Origin of the sequence: Pantoea sp. BL1 (assembly GCF_000963985.1) — a bacterium.
Taxonomy (GTDB): Bacteria; Pseudomonadota; Gammaproteobacteria; order Enterobacterales; family Enterobacteriaceae; genus Pantoea; species Pantoea rwandensis_B.
The window spans coordinates 1-669 of the sequence record NZ_JZRH01000091.1 but is presented as its reverse complement, the minus strand read 5'-3'; the positions used below and the strand labels follow the sequence as shown (position 1 = coordinate 669).

1 protein-coding gene is annotated in these 669 nt (G+C 57.8%); it reads right to left on the bottom strand.

All coding sequences use genetic code 11. The features are described from left to right. Positions 1–124 precede the first annotated feature (124 nt). Positions 125–430, bottom strand: a complete 306-nt coding sequence (locus VH86_RS24430; RefSeq protein ID WP_045834421.1) for a hypothetical protein — start codon at positions 428–430, stop codon at positions 125–127. Positions 431–669: the final 239 nt, after the last annotated feature.

Sequence of the window (669 nt, the reverse complement as noted above, 5' to 3'; positions counted from 1 at the left end):
TTCGGGCGCAGAGCTTACCATAGCGCAGTGGGTCCGGACATTAACGGGGGAGAAGAACCTGTAGAAAACTTTTGCGCTGCAGCGTCATCGATGTCCGGCAGAGGTATGCTGTCCTGAAAATACCTTACTCCGGCGCCGGTAATTTGTTTCTCCGGCTACGATGCTTTGCTGCAGGCGGGGCGGCATCCGCCACCGGAGAAGGCTTCTCCAGGCGGTACAGGCAGACGTCGCCGCGCTCCGCCAGACTCGCCGGCCAGATCATGGCCGCGTTCCCGTCCTCCACATACAGCTCGCCCAGCGGCTGTACCACGGCCCAGGGCGCGCCCAGCGTGCGGCGCAGCTGCAGGATCTCCTGCGCCATCGCGACGGCCTCCGCGTCATGGCTGTCCGGATCGCCGGCGATGTGACGGAGCCTGTTTTCGCTGAGCATGGTTGCCTCTCCTGTGTGTTATTGCCTGTTGCACTGATAGCCCACCGGCAGATTGCCGGATATCTCCTGCTGACGCATGCTGCAGTTATCTCCGGTGCTGAAAACAGGGAGATTACGAAACCTTTACGCTTAATAACTCGCTGACGGCTTGCAGAGTCCACAACCCATTCTACACTGGGCGGACCAGTGAAAAGAGTACCGATTTTAAAACAATAAGAGGAAAAAAATGATTTTAAGTG